The organism is Corynebacterium sp. (assembly GCF_012838985.1).
Lineage (GTDB): Bacteria > Actinomycetota > Actinomycetes > Mycobacteriales > Mycobacteriaceae > Corynebacterium.
The window spans coordinates 1-5,542 of record NZ_DUOE01000025.1; the positions used below are offsets into that span (position 1 = coordinate 1).

Annotated in this window: 2 protein-coding genes; one reads left to right on the plus strand and one right to left on the minus strand. The window is 67.1% G+C overall.

The annotated features are described in order from the left end of the window. The coding region (locus tag GXZ33_RS01045) for a (Fe-S)-binding protein (protein WP_291339012.1) at positions 1-2,886 on the minus strand (2,886 nt) is incomplete at its 3' end. Between the two features lie 351 nt (positions 2,887-3,237). Here GXZ33_RS01045 and cas3 point away from each other — a divergent pair. Then, on the plus strand, positions 3,238-5,542 hold a 2,305-nt coding region (gene cas3 / locus GXZ33_RS01050), incomplete at its 3' end, for a CRISPR-associated helicase Cas3' (protein WP_291339013.1).

Genomic DNA, 5,542 nt, shown 5'->3' on the forward strand with positions numbered 1-5,542 from the left:
ATTTGGTGCCGGCGGGGCAGCCGGAGCGGGAGGTACAGCAGAGCCTGGGGCGGGTGGGACTGCTGCGCCTGGCGCTGGCGGAACAGCGGGGGCAGGCGGGACTGCTGCACTAGGTGCAGGTGGAACTACAACATTTGGTGCCGGCGGGGCAGCCGGAGCGGGAGGTACAGCAGAGCCTGGGGCGGGTGGGACTGCTGCGCCTGGCGCTGGCGGAACAGCGGGGGCTGGGGGTACAGCAGCGCCTGGTGCAGGTGGAACGACAACATTCGGTGCCGACGGAACGGGCGGGGTTGCCGTACCTGGAGCTGGCGGAACAGCCGGTGCAGGAGGCACCGCTGCACCGGGTGCAGGTGGAACTACAACATTTGGTGCTGGCGGGGCAGCCGGAGCAGGCGGGACTGCCGCTCCCGGTGCGGGAGGCACAGAAATCCCCGGCGCCGGAGGCACCGCAGCGCCAGGAGCAGGCGGAACTGTCGGCGGGGTTGCCGCGCCCGGCGCCGGAGGCACCGCTGCACCAGGCGCGGGCGGAATGACAACATTCGGTGCCGGCGGGGCAGCCGGAGCGGGCGGAACTGTCGGAGGAACAGCTGGTGCCGGAGGCACCGCAGCCCCCGGAGCACTCGGAGCCGTCGGAGCAGGCGGAACAACCGGAGCAGGAGCGACCTGCTTGGTGGAGGTCAGGCCGAGATCGCGACCCGGGAGTGGCACACCATCACCGGTAGCGGGGGAGCGCTTCGGGCGGGTCACCTCGCCGAGGAAGGCGGGTTCGCGGGCGGGTGGGAGTTGGCCGTCGATGAGGACGGAGTCGCGGAGCATCTGGGCGACGTCGCGGACGACCGGGGTCTTCTCGGAGGGGGAGGTGAGGGCCTTGACGCCGCCGGTCATCATGGTGGTGCAGAAGGGGCAGCCGGTGGCGATCTCGGTGGCGCCGGTGGCGAGGGCCTGTTCGGAGCGGAATTCGTTGACGCGGCGGCCGATGGTCTCCTCCATGTACATGCGTGCGCCGCCGGCGCCGCAGCAGAAGGCCTCCTCGCGGGTGCGGCCCATCTCGACGAGGGATGCGCCTGCGGCCTCGACCATCTCGCGGGGCGGGTCGTAGACCTGGTTGTGGCGGCCGAGGAAGCAGGGGTCGTGGTAGGTGACGGGGCGGCGGTTCTCGGGGCCGCGGGGGACGGGGGTGAGCAGGCCGTCGCGGACGAGGCGGTTGAGCAGCTGGGTGTGGTGGAAGACGTCGAAGTGGCCGTCGAAATCCGGGTATTCGTTGCGGATGGTGTTGAAGCAGTGGGGGCAGGTCGTGATGATTTTGCGGTGGCCGGCGGGGATGTCGTCGAAAAGGTCGTTGAGGGTGGCGATGTTCTCGGTGGCGAGCATCTGGAAGAGGAATTCGTTGCCTGCGCGGCGGGCGGGATCGCCGGTGCAGGTCTCGCCGGTGGACAGGACCGCGAATTTCACGCCGGCGGTGTGCAGCAGGTCGACGACGGCGCGGGTGGTGCGCACGCCGTCGTCGTCGAAGGCGCCGGCGCAGCCGACCCAGAAGAGGTACTCGGTGTCGGAGAGGTCGGTGATGTCGTCGCCGACGACGGGGACGGGGATGCCGTCGGCACGTGCGGCCTCGACCCAGGAGTTGCGGTCGGCGCGGTTGCGCCCCCAGGGGTTGCCCTTGGACTCGAGGTTCTTGAACAGGCCGGTGAGTTCGGAGGGGAATTCGGAGTCGGCGAGGACACGGAAGCGACGCAGGTCGGCGACGTGGTCGAGGTGCTCGATGTCGACGGGGCACTGGTCGACGCAGGCGCCGCAGTTGGTGCAGGCCCACAGGACGTCGTCGGGGATGACGTTGGCCATGCTCAGTACGTCGACACCCTCGTACTCCCTGCCGAACGCGGCGTCGCGGATGTCGGTCATGAGGAGCTTCGGGTTGAGGGGCTTGCCGGTGTTCCAGGCGGGGCAGAGGTCCTGGCAGCGGCCGCAGTCGGTGCAGGTGGAGGCGTCGAGAAGCATCTTCCACGAGGCGTCCCCCAGCTTGCCGACGCCCAACGTGTCCTCCTCCTCGATGTTGTCCAGGGTGAGCACCTTGCCGCCGGAGGTCATCGGCTTCAGGCGGCCGGTGGCCTTGCGGCCGTCCGCGTTGGTCTGGAGGAAGATGGTGAAGAAGGAGAGGAAGCGGTGCCAGCCGACACCCCACGTGAGGTTGCGTGCCAGGAGCGCCAGGAACGCCATGCCGCCGAGCAGCTTGAGCAGCGCGAACGCGGAGACCATCGTCGGCGACGCCGGCAGCAGCGCCGCAATGTGGCGGGAGAGGAAGTCCGCGACCGGGTGCCCACCGCCGAACGTGGCGATCTTGCCGGCCTTGACCAGCAGCATGCCCAGTCCCTCGAGGAAGACGATCGCCTCGATGGCGCGGGCGGCGGTGTGGTCGGAACCGAAGAACCGCGAACCACGCTCCTTCGTGCCCTGGCGCAGGCGCACCACGACCAGGGCCACGATACCCGCGACCGTGCCGATACCCAGCACCTCCTCAACGAAGCGGTACGCACCCCAGTCGCCCAGCCACGGCCACCCGCCCGCCGGATTGAACGTCTGGATGTACGCCTCGAACCACACCAGCACACCGAACAGGAAACCCACCATGACCAGCCAGTGGGCCACATTGACCAGCGGGCGTGACTTGAAGTGCGTGTGCCCGAACACCTCCACGAGCACACGGGAGAAACGCTGCAGCGGCCTGTCCGTGCGGTCACCCGCCGGGAGCGGCTGCCCCGAACGGACGAAACGGAACATCCGCAGCCCCGCCGCCAGGAAAAGCCCCCACACGGGGAGTGACAGAACAAGGCCGATGACACCGAACACGATGGTGGTGGTGGAGATTGCCTGGTCAACCGCAAACATGTGCTCAGTCTAGAGTGCGCACTGGTGAGCACCCTGATCGCTGCTTATCGACGCCCCACTGATCCCCCTCCTGAGCAGCGCAACGGGAGGTGGGGTGGGGTGAAAGATAAGGGGAGGGGCACGGACCTGACGGGTCCGTGCCCCTCATCATGCTCAGCCCCGCTGGCGCGGGGAGGGGAGAGCTTCCCGAGCTTTTGTGCAGGTACACATGGCTCATGCCGGCTGACGCGGGCCAGTTGCAACGCTAATGCGGCGATGGGGGATTCGTAAAGCATGGATTTATCTTAACTGTGTTCCTGTATCAAAATCTAGCGCTTGACACTCTTTGTGTAGGAAGCTACCGTCATAAGCATGAGCCTATTGGTCACTCCCGACATGGACCTGCCGTTCTTCGAACGTGTGGAGCAGTTCGTCGATTCCTCTTCGCCTGAGTTGCGTGTGCTGTGGGCTAAACCCGGCGATGAGTTCGGATATCTGCCGCTCGTCCAGCATCTGGGGGACGTGGCCTGTGTGGGCGCTGTCCTGTGGGATGAGTGGTTGGCGGAGTCGGTGAAGAAATCACTGGAGAAGAAGTCCGGTATCGCGGAGTCGGATCTGCGGACGCTGTTCCTTTTTCTGGCGGGCACGCATGACGTGGCCAAGGCGACCCTCAAGTTCGCGCGGCAGATTGAACATGACGAACTCGGGAGGCTCATCGTCGACGACATCGCGGCCACCGGGCTGCCCATGAAGATGTCGAAGGTCGAGGAAGGCTCGCGACACTTCCAGCACGGACTCGTCGGCGAACTGCTGGTCAGTGACTGGTTGCAGAAGCGGGGCTGCCCGAAAAGGGTGGCGAATGCGCTCGGAGCGGTGGTCGGGGCCCACCACGGCATCGCCACGACAGGAGAGGCCCGCAATCAGGCGGCGAGGATCCTCCGGAGGTACCCGAAGGAATGGAGTGCCCTGCAGCAGGAGATCCTCACCGGGATGGCCCAGGTGGCGGGTGTGGAGGAGGTTCTGCCCCGGCTGCCGGAGCAGATCCACGCTGACGTGACCATGCGTCTCACGGGTCTGCTGGTCATGGCGGACTGGATCGCCTCCAACGAGAAGGGCTTCCCGATGGTGGCGTCAGGTTCACAGGCTGAGCGGGTCCGCGCCGGGTTCGCAGCGGTGGATCTCACTCGCCCGTGGGCGGTGGAGCACCAACCGGATGAAGGGACGGACGAGTTCTACCGTCGGGCCTTCGGGTGGCCGGAGCATTTCGGGGCGCGCCCGATGCAGAAGGCCGCGTTCGAGGCGGTGTCCGACGTGGACGGTGCGTGCCTGCTCATCGTGGAGGCCCCGACAGGGGAGGGGAAGACGGAGGCCGCCCTGGCCGCCGGGCAGCGTATCGCCGCTGACACCCGGGCGCAGGGGCTCCTGCTCGCGGCTCCGACCATGGGAACGGCGAACGGACTGTTCCACCGGGTCGCGGAGTGGGCCACACGCAACACGCCGGAACACACCGTGACCTCGATGAACCTGGTTCATTCGCGGAAGATGCTGTCGGCGGACTTCGAGAAGCTGCGGATGGGCGGGATCGGCACCGACACCGACGGCGGACACGGGGCCGTGGTGGCCAGCCAGTGGATGCAGGGCACGAAGAAGGCCATGCTGTCCGACTTCGTCGTCGCCACCGTCGACCAGGTGTTGATGATGGCCCTGCAGATGAAGCACTCCATGCTCCGGCACATCGGACTGGCGGGCAAGGTGATCATCGTCGATGAGGTGCACGCCTACGACCTCTACATGCAGAGTTACCTGCAGCTGGCGCTGCGGTGGCTGGCCCGGTACGGGGTGTCCGTCATCCTGCTCAGCGCGACGCTGCCCAAGGAGACGAAGCTGGCGCTGGTCGAGGCCTACGGTTCGGAGACCCAGGACACGTTCCCCGAGGACCTGTCCGAGGCGTATCCGTTGATCACCGTGGTGGACGGGCAGGGGGTGCGTGAGATTGAGGTGGAGTCACGTCCGACGGACATCGAGGCCTCGATCGAGATCGTGCCGGACGGGTTGGATGAGCTGCGGGGGCTCGTCGAGAAGCTCACTGAGGATGGCGGCTGCCTGCTGATCATCAGCAACACCGTCCGTCGTGCACAGGATGCGTACGCGGAGATCTCGCAGGCCTTCCCCGAAGAGGTGGAGCTCCACCACAGTGCTTTCCTGGCCTCGGACCGCGCCTTCAAGGAGGACCGGCTGCGGGAGGCTCTCGGCCCCGATTCCCGCCGCGGGGAGGGGCGCCCGTACCGGCGGATCATCTGTGCCACGCAGGTCGCCGAGCAGAGTCTCGACATTGACGCGGACGCCCTCATCACCGACATCGCCCCCATGGACCTGCTAATCCAGCGCATCGGCCGTATGCACCGCCATGAGCGGCCCGTGGAGGACCGTCCTGCCGCGCTGCGTGAGCCGCAGGTCTACGTCCGCGGCCTCCTGGCCACGGATCCGGTCCCGGTCTTCGACCGGGGATGCGCCGCCGTGTATGAGCCCGCCATTCTCATGTCGACGTTGGCGAATCTCCCCACAGCTTTCCGACGCCCCGATGACGTCTCCGCCCTCGTCCAACGCACCTACAGTCCCGACTTTGTGCCGCCGGCGGCCTGGGCGGAGACGTACACGGAGGTGAAGTCCCAGCTGA